Origin of the sequence: Ahrensia sp. R2A130 (assembly GCF_000179775.1) — a bacterium.
Taxonomy (GTDB): Bacteria; Pseudomonadota; Alphaproteobacteria; order Rhizobiales; family Rhizobiaceae; genus Pseudahrensia.
Genome location: NZ_AEEB01000005.1, coordinates 1 through 21,083, shown reverse-complemented (window position 1 = coordinate 21,083; position 21,083 = coordinate 1). Strand labels below are relative to the sequence as shown.

The following is a 21,083-nucleotide window of genomic DNA, read 5'->3' as shown; positions in this document are numbered from 1 at the left end:
AAAGAAAAAGGGTGGCGTGCTGGGGACCATCATCATGTTCGTGATGGTGACTGCTATCGGTGCCGGTATGGGCTTTGGTGGTTTGTGGTTTCAGGGACAGAAGAAGGTCGCCGTGGAACCTGAAATTGTGGCCAAAGGCGAAAAGCCGGAGCCTGCCACGCTGCATGTTCATGACCTCCAACCAATCCTCACCAACATTGCCGCCCCCAAAGACGTTTGGGTGCGATTGGAGCTTTCGCTGCTCACTGTGGATGCCATTGATGCAAAATTAGCGGAAGAAATTGGACAGGATCTGTTCGCCTTGATGCGGACGATTAGACTCGACCAGATGGAAGGGCCAAGCGGTTTTCTCGCGTTGCGCCATGCCATCGACCAGCGAGCAAAATTCCGCGGCGGCGAGATGGTGGAGCGGGTTTTGTTCCGCACTTTGGTGTTGGAATGAGGCGTGCTGTAGAGAGTCGTGGCTTCTTGATTGCAGGGCTGCTGCTGGCCCTTGTTTTGACCGGGCCAGCATATGCGCAAACTTCGCCAGATGTTCTCGGTGATCTTTCTCGCTTACTGGGTAGCGGAACTGAAGCAACCGGATCGCCCAGCGTTTCGGGTCAGATTATACAACTGTTCGGGCTGGTCACGGTGCTGTCGTTGGCACCGGGTATTTTGATTGTGGTCACCAGCTTCACCCGCTTTATAATCGCATTCTCCATTCTGCGTATGGGGCTGGGCCTACAAAGCACACCGGCCAACCTCATTCTCATTTCGCTGTCGCTGTTCATGACATTCCATGTGATGTCGGCAACGTTTCAGACGGCATGGGACAAGGGAGCAGGGCCGTTGTCGCGTGGTGAGATTACGGAAGCGCAGGCCGTGACGCAGATTATCGAGCCATTTCGAACCTTCATGCTGGCGAATGTGCGGGGCGAGGATATAGCCCTGTTTACCGACCTTCAAAATGAGCGCGCGGTAGCAGATGGAGTTGCGGTTCCAGAAACTGCAGCAGCTGATGAAGTGGCGATCACCGCACTCGTTCCAGCCTTCATGATATCGGAAATTCGGCGCGGTTTTGAGATAGGCTTTCTGATCCTGCTGCCGTTCCTTGTCATTGACCTGATCGTTGCAACCATCGTCATGGCGATGGGTATGATGATGCTGCCGCCCACTGTGGTGGCTCTCCCGTTCAAGATACTTTTCTTTGTCTTGATTGATGGTTGGAACCTGCTTGTTGGCTCATTGCTGCGCAGTTTTGCCTGACCTCTATAGTTAACAATCGCCGGATGTTTGCATCCGCAATTATGGTTGGGTGGCGTTAACTATTCGGTAGGAAATTGCAATCTAAGGTTGTGCAACCTCGTAAGGGCTCGTCACAACTTTGGCGTTGGCATGAAGCCATCCTTGTGAACCGGACGGGCCGGTATGTCCCCAGTTCCTAGTTTTGAAAGTGATGACACAATGTCCTCCATCCTCACCAACACCGCCTCCATGACCGCCTTGAAAACACTTCAGGCCACCAACAATGCTCTTGAGACAACGCAGTCGCGCATTTCCACCGGCCTCAAAGTTCAAGATGCTTCGGACAACGCTGCATATTGGTCTATCGCCACAACTATGCGTTCGGACAATAAAGCCCTGTCCACCGTGCAGGACGCGCTTGGTCTGGGTGCTGCAAAATCCGACATCGCTTATACTGGCCTGAATGCAGCCATCGACGTGGTCGACCAGATCAAAACTAAACTGGTCGCGGCCCGTGAGCCTGGCGTCGACAAATCGAAGATTCAGGCAGAACTCAAAGAACTACAGGGTCAGCTGACCTCCATTGCGACCTCTTCCAGCTTCTCCGGCGAAAACTGGCTCTCCATTGACCACGACAGCGATACAGTCACCGATACAGATCTGACCAAAGAGATCGTTTCTTCATTCAACCGCGATGCGTCCGGTAGCGTTAGCGTTGGCACTTTGGAGGTGAACGTCACGAATGTCGCACTCTTCAATGCAAATGCTGCAAGTGATGGTCTTCTCGATGTGGACTTCGACATCGACACGGAAACCGTGGCTGGTACGAAGGATCAGGTGTCCGTTGCCAACCTCGACATTTCATTGGCCACAATCACCGACGCTGACATTGATGCGATGATTTCCGGCGTCGATGCTGCGGTGTCTTCAATGACATCGGCTGCTGCGAACCTTGGTGCAACCTCTTCGCGTATTGAGATGCAGAACGATTTTGTCGGTAATCTCATGGACGCTATCGACCGCGGTGTTTCCGCGTTGGTGGATGCAGACATGACGGCAGAATCCACCCGCCTGTCCGCTTTGCAGACCCAGCAACAGCTAGGCATCCAGTCATTGTCGATTGCCAATCAGGGTGCGCAGTCCATCCTGTCGCTCTTCCGATAGGGCCAGCGATCTCCAATCAAGATCTCTAGCGAAGGGCTGGCGGGAAACCGCTGGCCCTTTTCTTTTTAAACTGCTGTTGATCGCAGCGCAGCACCAAGTCCGCGCAAGTTTGGGTGGCTAAAACAGTGGTGAATCAACGCCACACGTCCGGAACCAAAACCGTGTCACAAGCTGCCAACAGGATCTGGGCCAACTTGCTACAACTCGGCGGTCGTCGCCTTGCTATTATGGCGATTGCTGCGATGGCCACCATGGGAACCGTGGGACTGTCAGCCTGGTTTTTGGCGCAACCGACATTCGAAACGCTTTACGTCGGGTTGGCGCGTGACGACATCAACCGCATCGGTCCGGCCTTGTCGGAAGCGGGCATTGGTTATGACGTGTCGTCGGATGGGACATCTGTTCTGGTGCAGGCGGGACAAGCTGCGCGCGCCCGTTCCATTCTGGCAGAAAGGGGGCTGCCGCGTTCTTCAGGCTCGGGATACGAACTGTTCGATAATCTGGGTTCGCTTGGCCTTACCTCATTCATGCAAGAGGTGACGCGGGTACGAGCACTGGAGGGCGAGATCGCTCGTTCGGTGCGGTCTATCGAAGGTATTCAGGGCGCCCGCGTTCATATCGTTCAGCCAGATCGTTCGTCGTTTTCAGCACGTAACCGGCAAGCTTCCGCTTCCGTTCTCATCCAATCCAATGGACGCGATATTGATCGTGTCGCGAAGGCTGTTCGCCATCTCGTCGCCGCTGCAGTTCCGCAATTGGCGGTTGGCAATGTGACGGTGCTGGACTCGTCCGGCCAGGTGCTGGCCTCTGGCGATGAACCTGCATCTTCAACCGCTGATGGTGCCTTGGGTATGCAGCGTTTGGTGGAAAACCGGCTGTCGGAAAACATCGCTCGTGTGCTGACACCACAGCTTGGCGCTTCAAACTTTCGCGTGGCCGTGCATGCCGTACTCGACACTGATCAACGTACCACCAGCGAAACGATCTACGATCCGGAATCCCGAGTTGAGCGGTCGATTAAGGTTGTGCGGACGCAGGATACTGACACCTCTAGTCAGGGTGGCCAGACAACGACCGTCGAGCAGGATATTCCTGAAGAGCAACCGGCGCAGGCCAATGCTGGACCAAGCTCCAATCGTGAAAGCGAGCGTCGCGAAGAGACCACAAATTATGAAATGTCGTCCAAACGTATTTCTTCAGTTCGCAATGGTTATTCGGTTTCCAAACTCACCGCATCAGTTGTGGTGAACGCTTCCGCATTGGGCGCAGAACCTGCCGTACGACTTGAAGCCTTACGAGCGTCGACTCAGGCCGCAGCTGGTGTTGATGCCGGGCGCGGCGATGTGATTGACGTTAGCGCTGTTGAGTTCGTAACCGCTGCTGATCTTGCTGCAACGACTTCATCGCCATTGCTGCTGCAAGCCACCGCTCAGTTGGGTTCGGTGGTGAAAGCGTTGGCTTTTCTCATCGCGTTGGTTCTTGTCTTGCGCTTTGCAATCAAGCCGCTCGTTGCTGCTGCCGCTTCGGCGCTTTCTCCACCTCAATCAGTTGAAGGCGAGGGGGCTATAGCTGGGCCTTCTAACAACACGCGCCTCGCTGGTCCGATGGGGCCGCCACCTTCTGCGGCGGATCGTTTGGCAGCCCTTGTCGATCAGGATAGCGAACGTGCGGCCGAGGTTTTGCGCAGTTGGGTTCGGGCCGGTGAAGAGCGGTTGGCCAAGCGGGAAGCCGCCTGATGAACACCGCAGATAACGAACAACCCATCATCATTGTACGGCGTAACCGTATAGCCGAAGACGGTCATCACGGCGGCGCGTGGAAAATCGCATTTGCCGATTTTATGACGGCTATGATGGCGCTTTTTCTTGTTCTCTGGCTCATCAATGCAGCCAATGAAGAAACTAAGAAGTCGGTCGCCAGCTATTTCAATCCGGTGAAACTGGTGGATCGTAACCGTTCCAAAAAAGGCATCTGGAAGTCTGCAGGTCCATCTATCGAAACCGGAGAAGAAACTGAGGCTGGTACCGATACCCAGCCGGAAGATAAGGACAGCACCAGCGGTCCGGCATCTTCAGGAGCTGGTGCAGATGGCAGTAAGCGGGAAGCTGAATTTATTGCAGACCCTTTTTCGGAGCTTGAAGAAATCGCCAGCGCGGAACGCGAGAATATGGCTGCAAAAACTGCAGCAGTGGGGATGGCGGGAGACGAGGAAAGCGACGCAATTCGCGATCCGTTTTCGCCGGTTTATTGGAAGCCAGAACCCGAAACTCCAACAGATGAAATCACGCCAATAAGAGCGGAAGAGGAAAAGCCTCAACCAGAAATCACTTCTGAAGTAAGCGCGGACGACGAAGCCGCTAGAGAAGAAACGGATGATGCCGGTGCAAGCGATGTTTTAAAAGAACTCAAAGCTGCTGTTGCTAAAGCGGTTGATGATGGCCCTCGCCTTGATGTTACGCCGACACCGGATGGCCTGTTGATTTCGATCACGGATGATTTTGATTTTGCCATGTTTGAAACCGGCTCGTCCGTGCCTTCCGGCAGACTCGTGTTAGCCATGGATGCTGTTGCGCAAGTGCTGTCAGAGCGTCCGGGTAAACTTCATATTCATGGTCATACGGATGCACGTCCTTTTCGTGGTGGTGAGCGCGACAACTGGACCTTGTCCTCAGCCCGAGCTCACTCTGCACGCTACATGCTTCTGCGTGGTGGGTTCGGTGAAAAGCGTATCGTTGAAATCTCTGGCTTTGCAGACCGTCGTCTGAAACTTGTCGACGAACCAGATGCGGCCTCGAACAGGCGCATTGAGCTGTTGCTGGAGCCGGTGTGATGATGCGGGTAATTTTTACGTTCACGCTTCTCGTCTTTTTAATTGCGCCTGCAAAAGGCGAGACTCCCAAGATCGAGATTAGCGATCCGCTTCCAGCAACTACTATGCTGCGAACGCTTCACGCGGTGCAGGACCGCATCGCTACAGGAGACGCGGCTTCTCTGCCTCTACAAAAGCATCTGTTGGAACTCATCGCGCCCAGCATTGCCGGACTCGCGAAAGTCAAAACGCCGGATGCGCTGCTGGAAGAGCGCAACACCGCGTTTATTTTATATGCCTTATCAGGTGGTGCTGCAGATACAGCGCGGGGCGCTTTGGCGGTTATTGATCATGACGAGCCGTTGCGCGCACTCGCCCATGCTGTTGCTGATAACATTGGAGGGCGACGTGTCCGCGCTCTGCGGCGCTTTCTGAAGATCGAAATGACGTCGCTGCCAGTATCGCTCGTTCCCTATGTTGCCTTGGCTAAGGGGCAATTGTTGGCACAGTCCGAACCCGATGCTGGGATCGTGCTTCTATCAATTGTGGGGCAGCTTGCCCCCGGGACTTTGTTAGAAGAAGCGGCCCTGCGCCGTAAGCTTCAACTGGCCCTGCGTGGGAAAATGGCAGCCCGATTTTACGCGGCAGCGCGCCAATACACCTATCGCTTCATTGGCTCACCTTACCGGGCTTCCTTCGCACAGGCGCTGCAAAAGGCTGCGGTCGAATTTCCTGAACATGGCGACGACCTAGATGCGGTCTTGGCTCTTATGCCCGAAAATCTGCGCTCGCCAATGCAGGTGCGCATCGCCCGAATGGCACTACTGGCAGGGCAGGATGGCCTTGCCCGTAAGATGGTGCAACGGGTGGATATCGAGGGGCAGGTCGGGGAAGTTGCACGTCGTACCCAGTCTCTTTTTGTGGAGGCCGTCTCGCGGCTTGCCGGTAAAGATGTGAAGGAGCAACGCAAGATTCTGGTCAGTCTGGACCGACGCTTTCTAAATGCCGAAGACAAGAAACTTGTCGATGTGGCGGTGGCGATTGCCGATACAATTGTCTCGCCGGTTTCGCGGGCGGCAGGTACGCAAAAACAATCTACAACAGACCGCTTGCCGGTTGTCGGCCTAGCCAACGAAACCCTTGCTGCAGTCGATGCACTGCTAAGTGAGAGCGATGGAGCCAAACCATGATGCAGAAATTACCAGCAGGTAATCAGGCCACAGTTCCGCGTGAGCCAATGCAAAAATTGCCGAGTGGCGAAAGCCCGTCGCTGCGGGCTGGTACAACTGCAGAGACGAACTCTAGCGGGAAAGACGCTGCCAAAGACGCAACTTTGATTGTTCCATTTGGAAAGCTCATGGCAAAGCCGGAGCATGGAAGGCCAGTTGTTAATTCTCATGTACAGGGAATGCCGAAGGTCTCTCAGCCTGTTTCCAAAATGGCAGTTGCAATCGGGATGGGTCCAGAAAATAACGAACAAACTTCATCTGCGAATGTTGTGGCTCACCCAGCATTGTCGTTGCCCGGCTCGCCAATCGATCCATTTATCTCGCTGAAAATTTCTCAAGAGCGGCAGCCCGATACTGATATATTGATGCGGTCAACCTCAGCAGACCCGACTGTGGAAGTTATAGAAGTTGATCTTGCGCTAAGTGTAGAGACATCGCTTTCCGTTCAACCCGCGCCAAATGCCCGAGACATGGAACCCGGTCTTTTGACGGTTCCCCCGCGTGTGGATGCCAAGCCGGTTGAGATGATTGCACGCAGTGCGGTGCAATTGGGCAACGAAGGCAGCGCCGTCGCGCAGATGATGTCAGCTCCATCACAGGCGTCCGGCATTGATTCCCCTAGACCTGTGGAGCAGATCGCAAAAGCAATGTCGGTCTTGCAGGTATCTGATGTCTCTACCAACCAGACTGTCGGCACCCGTTCGGCAATCACGATCCAACTAGCGCCCCACCATTTGGGTCAGGTTGCGATGACTATGCGTCAGGTGGGTGATGTAGTGGAGGTACGAATTGTAGCCGAAACGACGTCTGGCCTTGCTGCTCTTCAAAGCGATGAAAACGCATTGAAACAGGTGTTGCGCACTTTGCCGGTGGAGCAAATACGGCTCGACCTTTCATTGCGTGATGATGGTTCCGGTGCAAACCTGTCGCGCAACGATCAAGTCGGCGAACAATCACGATCCAATTCAGGATTTTCCGGTGAGCGAAACGAAGGTCGAGATCGCTCCCGGTTGATCTCGAACAGCTATGATGAAGCTGTCGTTCAATCTAGTTCAGGGTCTGAGTTGAACCGAGAGCCGCAATCTGGCTCCCAAACTCTTGTGTGATCCATCTTGGGTTCGACGACCAAGTCTAATTAATTGTCTCTAGCGATATTGCAATCAATGGTTGTATTGCTTGTAATCACATCTCTGATTCGTGGAGATTGTTTTAGTGATCGTTGTGGTCGACAGACGTGACTTGGTGACAGCGGCATATGTTGCGCAGTTCGCTCATGAAGGCGTCGCGGCCACCGGCTTTTGTCCCGACGAATTCAACGACTGGTTTTCTACCGCAGACAAGCGTGACACGGCGGCGATCTCTGCTTTTGTAATTGATGCGGCCGCGATCATAACTGGTGATGGCAGCGATGCGGATAATGCCTGCGCCAAACCATCGACCCTTGCCGCAGGGGTGGCTTTCGGAAAACCAATTCTGGCGCTGCTGGAACAGCCCGCTTTGGAGCGAACTCTCGCTCTCTTCCATGGCGGCGTTGATGATGTCGTTCGCAAACCGGTCCACGCCCGTGAGATACTGGCGAGACTTGCCTGCATTTCACGACGGTCTAAACCAGAACCGGTTGAGGCAAGCTTGACCCGTGTTCAGGTCTTTGCTGATGGCCGCGATCCGGAAGTTGATGGTGAAGCATTTCCGTTGCCCCGTCGCGAGCAGAGGATACTGGAATATCTCGTGTCCATTGAGGAGCGACGCGCCAGCAAGGCGCAGATTTACAATGCCATCTACGGTATTTTTAATTCGGACATTGAGGAGTGTGTGATCGAAAGCCACATCTCGAAACTGCGGAAAAAACTCCGTGGACGACTTGGCTACGATCCTATCGATTCCAAGCGTTTCCTTGGCTATCGGCTCACGCTTGATGCGCCTAATATTGAAACGGGCGATACGCCTGAAAAAGGTCCCTTCAAGGATCCAGTCCTGGAAACGGTGGTCTGATTTTTATCAGCGCAGATTTCGTAAGGCCGACGCAAGGTGGCTTTTCCATACTGAACTCATAGCCCGTAGCAGTTTGTGTTGCGGTGCCTCAAGTTTGGTTGGAGAGATGCCATGAGCCTGTATGGAATGATGCGAACTTCGGTTTCCGGCATGCAGGCGCAGTCTAACCGGCTGTCCACTGTGGCTGACAACGTCGCCAACGTGGACACCACGGGCTACAAGAAATACTCGACCGAGTTTGCTCAACTTGTGCGGCCTGGCGCGTCGAGTGGCGTTGACAGCAGTCTGGGATCAGGAGGCGTACTAACGGATGCGCGCCAGCATATCTCGCAGCAAGGCAACGTTTCCTACACCCAGTCGTCTACTGATATTGCGATCAACGGAAACGGCTTTTTCGTTGTAGAAGACTCTGGTGGTTCAAACTCGCTGACCCGTGCCGGGTCGTTCGTTGCCGATGCAAGCGGGTTCCTGGTCAATGCTGGCGGTCAACGGCTAAAAGGCGTTGCTGCCGATGATCAAGGCAATTTCCCCGCCTCCATCGGTTCGATAAGCGCTCTGGAACCAGTTTCCGTAGACAAACAAGCGCTGGCTGCGGTGCCCACGCAAAACGGCCGTTTCGTTCCCAATCTGCCCGCCAACAGCGTGGCTGTAACTGGTGATACACCAGTGGATAACAGCGCTGCATCGACTTTCGCGCACAAGACGTCACTGACTGCATATGACAATCTGGGCGATGCAAAAGTAATCGATATTTACAGCACACCCACTGGCCCGCTGACCTGGGAAATGACGGCATTCGATGCCTCTACCGCATCCCCAACAGGTGGATTTCCCTATGCGAGCGCTGCGCTTGGCACATCAACTTTGACGTTTGACCCAGCTAACGGACAACTTGCTGCTGGTTCGCCTGATACGCTTACATTTACAGTTCCGAACGGGCGTCCAGTTGATTTGGCATTGGCTGGAACGACGCAACTTGCGGCTGACTATTCCATCGTCACTGCTGATCTTGATGGTGCACCGCCTGCTTCAATGGAAGGTATTGTCGTTGATGGCGAAGGCGTTCTGTCTGCCCGTTACAGCGATGGTTCGTTGCGCGATCTTTACCGCATTCCGCTGGCTGCAGTTGTCAGCCCTGACCGCATGGATTCAGACACGGGCACGGTCTTTCTGGCGAACACGGAATCTGGTGACATTCGCGTGGACTTTGCGGGAACCGGCTCGAATGGCGTTCTGATCTCCGGTGCTCTGGAACAATCTAATGTCGAACTGGCTGATGAGTTGACCGATATGATCCGGGCCCAACGCGGCTACACGGCCAACTCCAAAGTCTTCCAAACAGGTGCTGATCTGATGGACGTCATCGTAAATCTGCGTCGCTAGTAGCGGTGTAAGGTCGGTCAGCAAATGTCTCTCACCCAAGCTCTTGGCAGCGCCCAAAATTCGCTTCTTAATATTTCGCGTGGCACCTCCACCGTCGCGCGAAATATCTCGCGGTCAGATGATGCAAATTATGTCCGGCGGGAGCTGTCGAATATTGCAGGCGCAAACCGTGCACCGCAGACAATCACATCGCGAGCACAGTTGGATGCGCAACTAACGCGCACCCAGATTGACGCATTGTCGCGTTCAGCTGGCCAAGAGGTTATTGCCGGTCAGCTTGATCGTATGGCTATCGCAATCAACGGTATTGATGGCGAAAGTTCACCACTTGCCGGTCTCACCCGCCTTCAGAACTCCCTACAGGTTTGGGCAGCGCGTCCCAGTGACGAGACGCTTGGTGGTGCCGCAGTTGATTCCGCTCGAACCTTGGTGCGAGGCCTTAATAGGGCGCAACAGGCGGTAGGCGAGGCTCGTTTGTCCATTGACCGTCTGGCGCAAGATGACGTGGCTTCGCTCAATGGTTTGCTGCAGCGTTTTAAGGCAACCGAACGTGCTATTGCGGGCAATGACGATACGTCTCTAACGGCAGAAAAAGCCATGGACGCGATGGACGAGCGCGACAACCTCATTCGCCAAATCGCGCAGATCGTGCCTGTTACATCAATTGCCCGAAGTGATCGTTCTACCATGTTGGTCACATCCAATGGCGCAACGATCTTCGATGATACGGCTCGCACCGTGTCGCTATCGTTGCCTGTTGGAAGTCAACAGTCCCGTGTTTTGGTTGACGGTGTGCCGCTTCCGGCTGCCCAAGGCTCTGATACGGATGCGCGGGGTAGCCTTTCGGGCTATCTGCAATTGCGAGATGGTGCGCTGGCTGATCAGGAGCGGCAGCTTGATGCAATAGCTGGTCAATTGATTTCCCAATTTGCCGAAACCGACTTGAGTGGTGGGGGTGCGCCGCCTGCTGTTGGTTTGTTCACGTGGAGCGGTGCGCCCGCTGTTCCCGGCGCAACCGCCATTGGAACGGCCAGAAGTATCGCTATCGATCCGGCGTTTGAAGCCAACCCCAATCTGTTGCGCGACGGTGGCGCCAATGGTGCATCCACTGTCGCTAACACTTCAGGAGGCGCATCATTTTCCGACTTGCTTAACCAACGCATTGATGCGCTTGAAACGCCAGCAGCCATCGGGTCGGCGACACAAATTTCTGGTACATTGACCATCTCGCAATTCGCCAGTCAGTCGATTGGTTGGCTTGATGGTGCGAGATCGACTGCCAGTCGTGCAGCGGATGAAAAATCAGCACTGGCAACCCGGCTTTCGGAAAACCTGTCGAACGAAGGTGGCGTCAACATTGATGAGGAAATGACACGGCTGCTGCAACTCGAACGTGCCTATGAAGCGTCTGCCCGTATCGTGTCCACGGTGGATCGCCTCTTTGATACGCTGCTCGCGTCGATCCGTTAGGAGTTGAGATGACCGCGATATATTCCACGCCCCACGTATCGACCCGCATTTTGGTCGGTGGCCCAGCTAGCGATATACGCCGCCTCCAAGCTGAGATTGAAAAGTCGCAAACTGAAGCGGCCACCAACCGCATGGCTAATCCTGCGCTGGAACTTGGCCAGCAAAATGGCTTACGGCTAAGACTTGAAGGTGAGGTTCAGGTCTTGGAATCCCGGGTTCAGGCTTACGATCTGGCAACCGTACGTCTGTCCGTTACGCAATCGGCGCTTACGGCTATAAAACAGCAGGGCGAGCAGTTCTCACAATCCCTGATTACCGCTGTTGGCGGTGTTACCGATGGAAACTTCATAGCGGCTACTGCAGAGGCTACTTTGCAAGGCTTTCGCTCCGCTATGAACACGAGTGCTGGCGGGGATCACTTGTTTGCCGGTATCGATTCTGGCTCTGCGCCTATTGGTGACTTGTCTGCCATCCGCTCCGATATTGTCGCCACTTTCACCGCGCGTTTCGGTTTTCCACCTGGCGACCCTGCGTCTCAAAACCTTGCGCCGGACCTTGTTGTCGATTTTCTTCAGAACGATCTGCAGCCCCGCCTTACGGGTACTGCGTGGACCAGCCTTGTGTCTGGCGCGAGCGATGAGGCTGTGAAGCTACGCACCGGCACAGGTGACACGGTGGATATTTCGATCTCGGCTAACGAAAGCGCGATGCGTGGTGTGATGGCAGCAGCTCTGATGACCGCCGAACTCGCGCCCTATCTTAACGCGGATTCTGTGGCAGCGTTGGCCCGCACCTCGACGGATATCCTCGCACAAGGTCTGGCAGATACGAATGTCCTGCAAACCCGCATAGGTCTGACCACCGGTCAGATCGATAATGCGACGGCTGCTGACAATGCCCGCCGCGCTGGGCTGGAGACTGTGAGCGAAGACATGGTGAGGGTTGATCCTTTCGAGGCTGCATCGCGGTTCAACGCGCAGGTTACGCAGCTTGAAACTGCCTATGCACTAACGGGCCGTTTACAGGGCCTCAGCCTACTGCGGTTCCTCTAGGGAGCGAGATAATGACGACAAACGACAACATGACAAATGGAGTATCGAGTATGATCATGGGTCAGTTCGGCTATGCCGAAACTAACGCGAATTCGGGCAAGGCAGCCCGAGCTGGAGAGCGCGCGCTGTTGCGTCAGTCCATCGACCTGCTGAAGCTCGCCAAAGAGCAAGGCACGCAGTCGAAGGCGGCTGTGGAAGCTGTCTATTTTACCAACCGTTTGTGGACCGCCTTCATTGAAGATCTGGGTGGCGAAGAGAACCGGTTGGAACCTACTTTGCGCGCGAACTTGATCTCGATTGGTATTTCCATTTTGCGTTCTACTGGTCGCATTCGCGAAGGTGACGAAACGGCCATCGACGAAATCGTAGAAGTGTCTGGCATCATTCTGGACGGCCTGCGTTGAGCCTGCACCTGACGCTTAAGCCCAACGAGCGAATCTATGTGAACGGTGCCGTGCTGCGGTTCGACCGGAAGACGTCACTCGAATTTCTGAACGATGTGCAGTTCCTTATGGAAGCCCACGTTATACAGTTTGAGCAAGCGACCACGCCGCTGCGAAAACTCTATTATCTCGTTCAGTGTCGTATGATGGAGCCGCATAATGATACATCTTGGGTGCACAATTACGAAAGTCAGCTAGCTGATATTCGCAAGCGTTGCGCTGACCTAGATACCCATGAGGGCGTTGATCGTGTCGATGGTCTCGTTTCGCGTGGACGTCGCCACGAGGCACTCAAAATTCTTCGAAAGATGTTTGAACCGGAGCCTGACCAATGAGCACAATCGACGCTATCTCAGCAACATCAACGACATCTACCGGCACGGCACAGGCTGCACAAAAGGCACAGGTAGACTATGATTCCTTTTTGAAATTATTGGTTGCCGAACTGGAAAATCAGGACCCCACGAAGCCGATGGAAAGTTCGGAATTTGTGGCACAACTGGCGACATTCTCAGGTGTCGAACAATCGATCCAGACCAATACCAAACTTGATGCATTGCTGGCTGGAAATGTTTTGGGCCAAGCTGGCACCATGATTGGCCGCACAGTTACTGCCGGTGACGTGACCGGGTTGGTGGACAGTGTTGCTATCGAAAGCGGTTCCGCATCGCTGGTCTTGGATGATGGTCGCCGCGTGGCGTTATCGGCGGTTTCCGGAGTCTCGTGACCCAGCGTACCCATGAATGAGGCCGATGCTCTTCAACTGGTGCAGCAAGCGATCTGGGCCATTATAGTGGCTTCAGCTCCTGCTGTTACCGCCGCGATGGTTGTCGGTATTGCCATCGCTTTGTTGCAGGCGCTGACTCAAGTTCAGGAGGTGACGTTGACCTTTGTTCCCAAGATCATGGCGATCATGTTGGCGCTTCTTCTGGGGGCGACATTCATGGGTGCACAGTTGGGATCGTTGACGACGACGATCTTCGACTCCATCGAACGCGGCTTCTAGCGGTTTTGTTCAAGGCTTGGGCAAGCCTCGATTGTTAACAGCGATGCATGAGCATCGAATCATCCAATAATAGCGGGGCATCAGACGTTCCGGCCAGCAAGCGGGATCTCGTTTTTGCAGGTGGTATCGTCTTCATTCTGGCAATCCTGTTTCTGCCGATCCCTACCTTTCTCATTGATATCGGCTTGGCACTATCCATCGCGCTTTCCATCATCATTTTGATGGTTGCGCTCTGGATCGAACGGCCTCTCGATTTTTCGTCTTTCCCGACGATTTTGCTGGTCGCAACTATGTTGCGGCTGTCCATGAACATCGCCACGACGCGCTCGATTCTGGCTGACGGTCATGAAGGTATCAATGCAGCTGGCTATGTGATCGGTGGCTTTTCGCGTTTCGTTATGGGTGGAGATTTCGTCATTGGCCTAACGGTGTTCCTCATCCTTGTGGTGGTGAATTTCGTGGTCATCACAAAGGGGTCCACCCGTATCGCAGAAGTGGGTGCGCGGTTCACGTTGGACGCTATTCCCGGCAAGCAAATGTCAATTGATGCTGACCTTTCAGCGGGTATCATAGATGATCGTCAGGCACAGAAACGCCGTGCTGAATTGGAGGAAGAATCTTCGTTTTTTGGTTCTATGGATGGTGCTTCAAAATTTGTGCGTGGTGACGCTGTTGCTGGCCTCATCATTACCGCGATCAATATTGTTGGCGGCATTATCATTGGCACGACCCGCCACAATATGGAGCTGGCGGAAGCGGCTGATGTGTTCACCCAACTTTCTGTTGGTGATGGTTTGGTCAGCCAGATTCCTGCTCTCATTATCTCACTCGCTGCCGGTCTTCTGGTGTCTAAGGGCGGCACGCGCGGATCAGCAGATCAGGCGGTGTTCGGTCAGTTGGGCGCGCACCCTCGGGCGCTTCAAGTGGTTGGCGTTTTGCTCACTTGTTTGGCGCTTGCTCCCGGTCTTCCAATGTTGCCATTCCTTTCACTGGCGGCGGCATCCTTCTTCTTCTCTGTGGTGGTGAAGCGCAATCAGGAAGAAGAGAAGCAGACTGTGAAAATGGAAACGATGATGGCGGAAGAGAACGTTCTGTTAGAGCAGAAAAACTCCGTTGCTCAATCGTTGGCACGTGCTGACATCGAACTGGTTTTTGGTCACCAGCTTTCATCACATCTGTTGAACCAGCGCGATGACATCGCCCAACGCATGACGAAGATGCGTCGAAAATTCGCTCAACACTACGGCTTCGTCGTGCCCGACGTTGCATTGGAAGAAGACCTCTCGCTGCCGCCCAAGGCTTACCGTATTCGCATTCACGGTACGGTTGCTGCGGGCCATGAATTGCGGCTGGGTGAGGTTCTGGCTTTGGTGGGTGACGGTGCAATGCCGAGTCTTCCCGGCGTCGAAACCGTTGAGCCAGCTTTCGGTATTCGCGCTCTTTCGGTACCGGAAGGGTTTGAGGGCGAAGTGGAAGCTTTAGGACTTCCTGCTGCGGACAATGTCTCAGTCATTCTCACGCATCTTTCGGAAGTTGTGGGCAATAATCTCGCACAATTGCTGTCTTACAAAGACACAAGAACGTTGTTCGATTCTCTTGCTCCGGAATATCGGAAACTGGCCGATGAATTGTGTTCCACCCACATCAGCTATCCCGGACTTCAAGCCGTTTTGCGATTGTTGTTGGCGGAGCGGGTGTCGATCAGAAATCTTACTCTAGTGCTTGAAGCTGTTTCTGAAATCGCACCCCACATTCAGCGGCCTGAGCGTATTGTTGAACACGTTCGAATGCGGATCGCACAGCAGCTTTGCGGGGATTTGGCCGAGGATGGTCGACTGTCCGTTGTGCGCTTGGGACCAGCGTATGAAAGTGCGTTCCTGAAAGCTTGCAAGCAGAACGCTGCAGGTGAGGTGATGGATTTCGATATGGCGCCGGCTAATCTGGAAGCCTTTGGCCGTGAAGCCGATGCAGTTTTGCAAACCCATGTTGATGCCGGTACGCGTTTTGCCGTGGTCACGCCACCAGCGGTGCGGTCCTATGTCCGTATGATCCTTGAACGGTTGCAGCCTAATGTGGCCGTGCTTTCCAATCTCGAAATCGCGCGTGGTTTCGATATTTCCGTCATCGCAGAATTGTCTGGCGCAGTGCCAGTTGCGCCTGCGCCACCGCCTGAAGCTGCGACTAACGCGATGCCTGAACCGGCGGTATGATAGCGACTGGAGAATTCGCGATTTTGATCGCTACTTTTTGCCGTGTAGGTGGGTGTTTTATCGTTTTGCCCGGGCTTTCGAGTGGACGTATCCCCGGTCCGGCGCGCATTTATCTCACGTTGGCCGTCGCGCTTTCTATTGCTTTTGCACGGGGTGGCGAAGGGCAAGCTGTCATCTACGGGTCCGGTTTGTTGCGTTTGATTTTCGCTGAATCTTTGGTGGGACTCTTTATCGGTTTGGCCGCTCGAATGATGATGTTGGCGTTGTCATTTGCAGGTACATCCATCGGCATGGTGATCGGTTTCAACAACCTATTTGGCCAGGGCGTCGAAGACAGTGAGAGCCAAGCTGCGTTGACGACGCTGATCACATTTTCTGCGCTGGTGTTGTTGTTCCAGATGGACTTCCATCACGCTGTCATCGCTTCCCTGCATCGCTCCTATGAAATATTCCCGCAAGGCGCAGTGCCGGAACCGCAGATGCTGCTGGTGAACATCACTCGCATCTTGTCATCTGCATTCTTTATCGTGCTGGGGCTGGCTGGACCTTTCCTCGTTTATGGTTTGATTTTCAACACTGCGATCGGTGTGTTGAACAAGCTTACGCCGCAGATTCCCATCTTTTTCGTGTCACTGCCTGTGCTCATCATGGGCGGATTGATGCTGGCGTATCTAGCGTTGCCGGAGCTGTTACGCCGTTTCGTGGATGCGTTTTTTCAACTGCCGATTCTGCCCTGAGTTCAGAACAAGTCTCCCACAAGGTTTGCAGAACAAGATGACGGCCAGCAGTCGGAAATTCCCGGTTTTCAGGAGGATTATCATTTGCCCACACCAGCATTGGATGGCGTGAATTCGCAGCTTACGATGAAGCTGAAGAGCGAAGTCGAGATGCTCGCTATTTCCCCGACGGCGAGCAACATTGAAGCCAATAAAACGGCTGTTGAATTCGAGGCTGTATTTCTCGGCACATTTGTAGAAGCTATGCTTCCGAAAAGTGACAGCATGTATGGTGGTGGCATGGCAGGTGACATGTGGCGGTCGCAGCTTTCCAGCGGTATTGCGATGCAACTCGCACAATCAAATTTACTGGGTCTGGGTGAGCAGGTCGTGCGTGATGCACAGGCTCGAAGCAGTGCGTCTTCATGAGTAATACAGCAGTGGAAACATTGATTGATCCCGTTGCCCCCAAATTGGCACTATCAGTTGTGGACAGATTGGTTGCCCTGCTCGATGCCGAGAGCGCGTTGATCGAAGCCGGGGAGACCGGTGGTTTGGCCGACACCACCTTGGCCAAAAGCCGTATGCTATTGGAAATCAATCGGTTGTCGACGGGACACAACGACCACGGTAATTCTGGTAACGATCAAGCAGTTCCAACGCGTGCGGAGATTGTTGGATTGAAGCGTTCGTTGGAGCGTAATGAGCGTGCGCTTGCCGCCCAGTTATCTGCGGCGCGCACCGTATCCGATATGGTCACAAATGCGCTGCGCGAGCAGCAATCGGATACGACATACAGCAACAGACCCAAGCCAAGTTCTCAAACGACCGGCTATGGCCGCGCGTTTGGGGTATAATGATTTTGACGGCGGACCCTTCTTGATGCTCTGCGGGAAAATTTCCAGTTGATCCGCGCGTCGCTATTGGGCTGCTGCTGCGCTGCAGCAGTCACCGGCATGATGACCTTTGGGGACACGTTGCTCTCTGGTGTCTCAGCGAAATCTCAAACAGGTACTAGTGGTGATCTCGCGTCTCGTTCAATTTTGACGCCTCTGCTGCCGATACCAATTCTGCGCTCAGGTCGTTTGGATGCCATTTTGTTTCTGCGTATTGCGCTGTTCTTTCCGCAAAATTCCTCTTCTCTTCCTGACAATATCGTTACAAATTTACTGACGGACTCAGCCTATCATATCGTGATGGGCAGGCAGATTGAGATAACGGATGGCGACACCATCGAAGCTGAACCATTGCGACAAGCCCTAATGGCTGCGTTGAAGCCACACCTGAGTGACGGCACTCGTATCCTTATCGACCAGTTGAATGTCCGAAAGCTGGAAGCCGTGCGTTAGCCAGCGGTGGCTCTTAGTTGAGCGAGACTTATTTGGTTATCGCGGAATGACGATCTCTATCCTTTTGATTGAGATAAGTGCGTTTTGTGGCCACCATTTTTCCGACCTGGCTTTAGCATTCATCATCGCGGAAAGCTGTGGTTGATCGGGCGCAATTTGCTTTTGCATCTGTGCATCTTGAACAACGTGCAACAGAAAATCACGAAGCACAGTATCTAGTGATATAGCTAGCGGCCAATCTTTGCTGTCTTCGAGATTTACAGTCATGTCTACCAGCAAATGCCGATCAGATTGCCCTGGGCGAGTTCCGTGTGCATTCGGATAGGGTACGACGATGGAATCGGCGTTGATGCTGCCGCCGACCGCCTGATGTGTCTCCAACTCCGAATTATTGTCCGTAACCCATGGCTGCATCATGATAGTCAGGGCTAAAGCGCCAGACCAGAGCCCTGCGGCCAAGCTTATTGCTGTTTTTGCTTGCTGCATGATCTTGGTCAGTTTGGCCTGCGCTGTTTTGGAATCAAAAGATTGAACAGCTTACCTTGTGCAAAGCCGGTGTCGTTAGAGGCTGGATGATACCATTGGGCATTACGATCTACGCACTTCGTAAGATACTCTCATGGGTTGTATAAAACAACTTATACGTTAAAATATCTCCGGGCATGAGAGTGAACTGCAATTACATGCGTTCATTCGATCTTTTGTGTAAGTTTGGAAAACTGGAATGAGCATAGTGCAAGACCAAGAGGCAGACACCACGTTTGTTGATCTTTTGGGTGACGAGAAGCCCGAATTCCGTGGCGTGACGGTTGAGGGCCAGCGCTATGGCGTTCGTTTGGAAACAGGGTTTTGGGAAGCCATCCGCGAAATCGGTTCTCGCTACGGACAAGACAAAAACTGGTTCGTGCGCGAAGCTCTCAAACATGGTCGAGAAGATGGTAATCTGACATCGAAATTGCGGGTCGCATGTCTGTCTTGGTTCGTTCAGCAGTATGAGGCGAATGCCGAAGAAAACAGCCGTCGTAGACTTCGCTCTCTCCTCGCATCATGTGCAACTCCAGCCATTGTTTTGGGTGAAGAGGGTAGCGTCGAGGATTTTAACAGCGGATACGTCCAGTTGTTGGAACAGCGCAAAAGAGTCTTGGAAGCCTCCACTGTTGCAGAAGCAGTGGCGGTGAAATTCACACGTCCATTAGATGAGATCAGGACAGAATTGTTGACCCTTGAGACGGCGGCATTACGCGATATTATGACGTCTGAATTGGGGAATTTCTCCATAGATTCCAACGTACGGCTAGCACTGGATCCGTCACCCAATAGTGGCCGTATCGTTGTTTTCGTTAACTGAAGGCTGGTTGCAAACGGTAAGCTGCGGCGAGTTTGAATGCCTGCTACAAGCGGGCTCTTTAGAAATTTTTACCGCCCGGTGTCCAACGGCCGTATGAGTAGCAGTCCCCTCCAAAACGTCGTTTGGGGTCCACCCGGTCGGGTGCAACCTTCATGACCTGATGGCAGTCACCTGTTGCCAAGTAAGTTAGCTTGAAGGACTTGCCATCAGATTTGTACCGCAAGTCCTGCGCTACCTTCAGATCGAGTTCTGGCAATGCAGTGCCTTGGGTTTGCAGCGTTTTCAACAAACGAGGTGCTGCTACAAAATTTCCTCCGGTTGCGGGATACCGCTTCACCCGCTCAGCATGGGTTTTTAACGTGTTTTGAATTGTGGCTATTGTTGCAAAGCGTTTTTGTAAAACGGCACGTTCGTTAGTGGTCAGTACGGGCGTGGATGGCGTTTCTGCATTCGCTGTTTTGTTGGGTGGTGCCGTCGAGACCTGCGCCACCTGCTGTTGGGCAGGTGCTGGAGTTATGTTCGCTGACAGCTCATCATAGTAAAAATAGCCACCGGCACCTGCTAAGCCAATCGCCAGTGCGCCAAGCGTTAACCAAATCCCTGTCTTGCCCTTACCGCCGCCAGAAATTTCAGAGGGATTACGGTATGCTGTGGTGTCTACGGTCAGAGGTGGAGCGTCATGCGTTGGTGCCTGAACCGGCTGTCCGCCGCGATGTATTTCCGGTGCGAACAGGAAGTCCGCGGTAGTGTTTGAGGCCGTTGTCTCACACTCTGCATCAATATCAGTCACTGGCCGTTTTGTTTCCAGTAATGCCTTAAGGGACGCGATGCGCTGATCGCGAAGGGCCGGCTCCAAACCGGCGGCATCGCATGAGCGTGCAACTGCACCTTGTAGTGCGTCTTCCAGTTCTTGAAATTTTTCGGGCGTGAATTGTGCACCTTCGGGGACCACTCGTTCCACCAAGCTGGTCAATGTCTCACTGTTGTTTTGTGCCATGTCTTGTGTCCACCAATCGGCCCGATGTCGCTGATGGCTTTCTGGCGCACCAAATATTGTGTTCGCAATAGCAAAATACATGTCCTCGAATATAAAATATAATATAATAAAAAAATTCATATATATTTTTAAATTACGTATATTATTATATACATTTATAAAAAACGCATATCTGTTTATTCTTACAATTCTGAATGTGAATGGCGATGTTTCTGGAATGCAACATTAATATTTGAGATTTTGGGTTTTTTGATATTATTTTGATCTATTGCTTGCGAATTATTGCTGAAGTGATCCACTGAGTTCTGGGAAAGCAAACAATCTGTTTCTGCGTGGCTGTCGTCCTGCTGGGCGCTCCCGAAGAAAAATCACAGTCAGAATAACTGGAGAACAAGACATGCACGATCTTAAAATCAAAAAGCTATTGATCGCGGGGGCCAGCGCTTTTGCTCTCAGCACAGCATCTATGGGCGCTTTCACGATGCCTGCATTTGCTGGTGACGTTGCGAATACAGGCCCAGTGGACGGCAACGGCACGCCGATTGCCGGTGGTGACGATATCGTCGACGGTACCGTCGACGCAGCTGATCTGGGCACTGACTCGGTCAATTCAGATGAGATCGCTAGCGGCGCGGTTGGCACTGACGAGATTGCTGATGGCACGGTGGGTAACGCTGATCTTGCTGGG

At 53.4% G+C, this 21,083-nt stretch carries 24 protein-coding genes; 22 read left to right on the top strand and 2 right to left on the bottom strand.

The annotated features are described in order from the left end of the window. The first annotated feature begins 16 nt into the window (after positions 1-16). The 20 genes from R2A130_RS06380 to R2A130_RS06285 all read left to right on the top strand — a co-directional run bounded on the left by R2A130_RS06380 (position 17) and on the right by R2A130_RS06285 (position 18,050). A complete protein-coding gene (locus tag R2A130_RS06380; RefSeq protein WP_156798424.1) occupies positions 17-442 on the top strand; it encodes a flagellar basal body-associated FliL family protein in 426 nt (141 codons plus the stop codon). After that, positions 439-1,248: a flagellar type III secretion system pore protein FliP gene (fliP, locus tag R2A130_RS06375; RefSeq protein ID WP_040305277.1), complete on the top strand. Its 810-nt coding sequence runs from the start codon at positions 439-441 to the stop codon at positions 1,246-1,248. The genes R2A130_RS06380 and fliP overlap by 4 nt, the downstream gene beginning before the upstream one ends. 198 nt (positions 1,249-1,446) lie before the next feature. Next, positions 1,447-2,391, top strand: a complete 945-nt coding sequence (locus R2A130_RS06370; RefSeq protein ID WP_009464160.1) for a flagellin — start codon at positions 1,447-1,449, stop codon at positions 2,389-2,391. A gap of 161 nt (positions 2,392-2,552) precedes the next feature. After that, entirely contained in the window at positions 2,553-4,127 is a 1,575-nt protein-coding gene (fliF, locus tag R2A130_RS06365; protein ID WP_040305328.1) for a flagellar basal-body MS-ring/collar protein FliF, read from the top strand. Beyond that, positions 4,127-5,221 (top strand): flagellar motor protein MotB, encoded by a 1,095-nt coding sequence (locus R2A130_RS06360; protein ID WP_009464158.1) that lies wholly within the window; start codon positions 4,127-4,129, stop codon positions 5,219-5,221. The genes fliF and R2A130_RS06360 overlap by 1 nt, the downstream gene beginning before the upstream one ends. Next, positions 5,221-6,390 (top strand): chemotaxis protein, encoded by a 1,170-nt coding sequence (locus R2A130_RS06355; protein ID WP_009464157.1) that lies wholly within the window; start codon positions 5,221-5,223, stop codon positions 6,388-6,390. The genes R2A130_RS06360 and R2A130_RS06355 overlap by 1 nt, the downstream gene beginning before the upstream one ends. A gap of 404 nt (positions 6,391-6,794) precedes the next feature. Then, on the top strand, positions 6,795-7,535 hold the full coding sequence (locus R2A130_RS18660; RefSeq protein WP_198008652.1) for a flagellar hook-length control protein FliK: 741 nt from the start codon (positions 6,795-6,797) through the stop codon (positions 7,533-7,535). A gap of 106 nt (positions 7,536-7,641) precedes the next feature. Further along, positions 7,642-8,421, top strand: a complete 780-nt coding sequence (locus tag R2A130_RS06345; RefSeq protein ID WP_009464155.1) for a response regulator transcription factor — start codon at positions 7,642-7,644, stop codon at positions 8,419-8,421. Between the two features lie 111 nt (positions 8,422-8,532). After that, complete coding sequence (locus R2A130_RS06340; RefSeq protein WP_009464154.1) at positions 8,533-9,804, top strand: flagellar hook protein FlgE; 1,272 nt, start codon at positions 8,533-8,535, stop codon at positions 9,802-9,804. A gap of 24 nt (positions 9,805-9,828) precedes the next feature. Then, positions 9,829-11,274, top strand: coding sequence for a flagellar hook-associated protein FlgK (gene flgK / locus R2A130_RS06335; RefSeq protein ID WP_009464153.1), 1,446 nt, complete (start codon positions 9,829-9,831; stop codon positions 11,272-11,274). Between the two features lie 8 nt (positions 11,275-11,282). Next, positions 11,283-12,326: a flagellar hook-associated family protein gene (locus R2A130_RS06330; RefSeq protein WP_009464152.1), complete on the top strand. Its 1,044-nt coding sequence runs from the start codon at positions 11,283-11,285 to the stop codon at positions 12,324-12,326. 11 nt (positions 12,327-12,337) lie between these two features. Continuing rightward, entirely contained in the window at positions 12,338-12,730 is a 393-nt protein-coding gene (gene flaF / locus R2A130_RS06325; protein WP_050786079.1) for a flagellar biosynthesis regulator FlaF, read from the top strand. Continuing rightward, positions 12,727-13,104, top strand: coding sequence for a flagellar biosynthesis repressor FlbT (locus R2A130_RS06320; RefSeq protein WP_009464150.1), 378 nt, complete (start codon positions 12,727-12,729; stop codon positions 13,102-13,104). Before flaF ends, R2A130_RS06320 begins: the two co-directional genes overlap by 4 nt. Further along, complete coding sequence (flgD, locus tag R2A130_RS06315; RefSeq protein ID WP_009464149.1) at positions 13,101-13,496, top strand: flagellar hook assembly protein FlgD; 396 nt, start codon at positions 13,101-13,103, stop codon at positions 13,494-13,496. The genes R2A130_RS06320 and flgD overlap by 4 nt, the downstream gene beginning before the upstream one ends. Positions 13,497-13,508: 12 nt before the next feature. Continuing rightward, positions 13,509-13,775 carry a flagellar biosynthesis protein FliQ gene (gene fliQ / locus R2A130_RS06310; protein ID WP_009464148.1) on the top strand — a complete coding sequence of 89 codons (267 nt, stop codon included), beginning with the start codon at positions 13,509-13,511 and terminating at the stop codon, positions 13,773-13,775. Positions 13,776-13,822: 47 nt separating this feature from the next. Next, positions 13,823-15,985, top strand: coding sequence for a flagellar biosynthesis protein FlhA (flhA, locus tag R2A130_RS06305; protein ID WP_009464147.1), 2,163 nt, complete (start codon positions 13,823-13,825; stop codon positions 15,983-15,985). Then, positions 15,982-16,722 (top strand): flagellar biosynthetic protein FliR, encoded by a 741-nt coding sequence (locus R2A130_RS06300; RefSeq protein WP_040305273.1) that lies wholly within the window; start codon positions 15,982-15,984, stop codon positions 16,720-16,722. Before flhA ends, R2A130_RS06300 begins: the two co-directional genes overlap by 4 nt. A gap of 84 nt (positions 16,723-16,806) precedes the next feature. Further along, the gene (locus R2A130_RS06295) at positions 16,807-17,130 is read left to right on the top strand and encodes a rod-binding protein (protein WP_009464145.1); all 324 of its coding nucleotides are present in this window, start codon (positions 16,807-16,809) and stop codon (positions 17,128-17,130) included. Beyond that, complete coding sequence (locus R2A130_RS06290) at positions 17,127-17,558, top strand: hypothetical protein (protein WP_009464144.1); 432 nt, start codon at positions 17,127-17,129, stop codon at positions 17,556-17,558. The genes R2A130_RS06295 and R2A130_RS06290 overlap by 4 nt, the downstream gene beginning before the upstream one ends. A 48-nt stretch (positions 17,559-17,606) precedes the next feature. Continuing rightward, a complete protein-coding gene (locus tag R2A130_RS06285) occupies positions 17,607-18,050 on the top strand; it encodes a hypothetical protein (RefSeq protein WP_009464143.1) in 444 nt (147 codons plus the stop codon). A gap of 36 nt (positions 18,051-18,086) precedes the next feature. Here the strand turns inward: R2A130_RS06285 and R2A130_RS06280 are convergent, their stop codons facing one another. Beyond that, positions 18,087-18,536, bottom strand: a complete 450-nt coding sequence (locus R2A130_RS06280) for a hypothetical protein (protein ID WP_040305270.1) — start codon at positions 18,534-18,536, stop codon at positions 18,087-18,089. A gap of 238 nt (positions 18,537-18,774) precedes the next feature. Between R2A130_RS06280 and R2A130_RS06275 the strand changes: the two genes are divergently transcribed. Further along, on the top strand, positions 18,775-19,398 hold the full coding sequence (locus R2A130_RS06275) for a ribbon-helix-helix domain-containing protein (RefSeq protein WP_009464141.1): 624 nt from the start codon (positions 18,775-18,777) through the stop codon (positions 19,396-19,398). A 58-nt stretch (positions 19,399-19,456) separates the two neighbouring features. Here R2A130_RS06275 and R2A130_RS06270 read toward each other — a convergent pair whose 3' ends face one another. Beyond that, positions 19,457-20,515, bottom strand: coding sequence for a hypothetical protein (locus R2A130_RS06270; RefSeq protein WP_009464140.1), 1,059 nt, complete (start codon positions 20,513-20,515; stop codon positions 19,457-19,459). Between the two features lie 277 nt (positions 20,516-20,792). Here R2A130_RS06270 and R2A130_RS06265 point away from each other — a divergent pair. Further along, positions 20,793-21,083: hypothetical protein (locus R2A130_RS06265; protein ID WP_009464139.1), on the top strand; the 291-nt coding region annotated here is incomplete at its 3' end.

Coding starts and splice junctions, on each gene's coding strand:
- R2A130_RS06370 (WP_009464160.1), top strand. CDS start 1,447: ATGTCCTCCATCCTCACCAACACCGCCTCCATGACCGCCTTGAAAACA.
- R2A130_RS06270 (WP_009464140.1), bottom strand. CDS start 20,515: ATGAATTTTTTTATTATATTATATTTTATATTCGAGGACATGTATTTT.
- R2A130_RS06300 (WP_040305273.1), top strand. CDS start 15,982: ATGATAGCGACTGGAGAATTCGCGATTTTGATCGCTACTTTTTGCCGT.
- flgK (WP_009464153.1), top strand. CDS start 9,829: ATGTCTCTCACCCAAGCTCTTGGCAGCGCCCAAAATTCGCTTCTTAAT.
- R2A130_RS06340 (WP_009464154.1), top strand. CDS start 8,533: ATGAGCCTGTATGGAATGATGCGAACTTCGGTTTCCGGCATGCAGGCG.
- flgD (WP_009464149.1), top strand. CDS start 13,101: ATGAGCACAATCGACGCTATCTCAGCAACATCAACGACATCTACCGGC.
- fliP (WP_040305277.1), top strand. CDS start 439: ATGAGGCGTGCTGTAGAGAGTCGTGGCTTCTTGATTGCAGGGCTGCTG.
- fliQ (WP_009464148.1), top strand. CDS start 13,509: ATGAATGAGGCCGATGCTCTTCAACTGGTGCAGCAAGCGATCTGGGCC.
- R2A130_RS06360 (WP_009464158.1), top strand. CDS start 4,127: ATGAACACCGCAGATAACGAACAACCCATCATCATTGTACGGCGTAAC.
- R2A130_RS06355 (WP_009464157.1), top strand. CDS start 5,221: ATGATGCGGGTAATTTTTACGTTCACGCTTCTCGTCTTTTTAATTGCG.
- R2A130_RS06280 (WP_040305270.1), bottom strand. CDS start 18,536: ATGCAGCAAGCAAAAACAGCAATAAGCTTGGCCGCAGGGCTCTGGTCT.
- R2A130_RS06290 (WP_009464144.1), top strand. CDS start 17,127: ATGAGTAATACAGCAGTGGAAACATTGATTGATCCCGTTGCCCCCAAA.
- flaF (WP_050786079.1), top strand. CDS start 12,338: ATGACGACAAACGACAACATGACAAATGGAGTATCGAGTATGATCATG.
- R2A130_RS18660 (WP_198008652.1), top strand. CDS start 6,795: ATGCGGTCAACCTCAGCAGACCCGACTGTGGAAGTTATAGAAGTTGAT.
- R2A130_RS06330 (WP_009464152.1), top strand. CDS start 11,283: ATGACCGCGATATATTCCACGCCCCACGTATCGACCCGCATTTTGGTC.
- R2A130_RS06275 (WP_009464141.1), top strand. CDS start 18,775: ATGAGCATAGTGCAAGACCAAGAGGCAGACACCACGTTTGTTGATCTT.
- flhA (WP_009464147.1), top strand. CDS start 13,823: ATGAGCATCGAATCATCCAATAATAGCGGGGCATCAGACGTTCCGGCC.